The sequence below is a fragment of the Streptomyces sp. CO7 genome (genome assembly GCF_053474865.1).
In genome coordinates this window covers 1,184,742-1,185,171 of record NZ_JBRIOU010000004.1, presented here as the reverse complement: position 1 = coordinate 1,185,171, position 430 = coordinate 1,184,742, and positions in this window count along the sequence as shown.

Below are 430 nucleotides of genomic sequence, written 5' to 3'. Positions count from 1 at the left end.
GTGGGCGGGCAGTATGTGATCGGGGACGATCGTGTCGACGAGACGGTCCGCGTCGTCCCGGAGCCAACCGGAACCCCCGCCGCAGGCCGAGGCCACCGGGGAGCCCCCGCTTCCGGGGCCGGAGGAGCGCGCCCGGTGCGAGTCGCGCTCGGACCGGCCGGCAGGCGGGCTCTCGACGTTCCGCGGTGATGCGCTGCGTCCGATGCAGGGCCGCAGTGTCGACAAAACGACCCGGTTCCGACTACGCATCAGCAACCCCGGCAGCCCCGCGCCCGTCCCGGCGCCGGTGGTGCGGGGATTCCGCCGCCGGGGGCGCACCACCGCGTGCCGTGGCCGGCGGCGGGTGCGGTCGCCGGGGTTCCCCGGGGCGGGTGCCGGACCTGCGGGGAGGGGAGGCTTCCGGGGCCGCCGGGCAGGTCAGTGCGGGTGC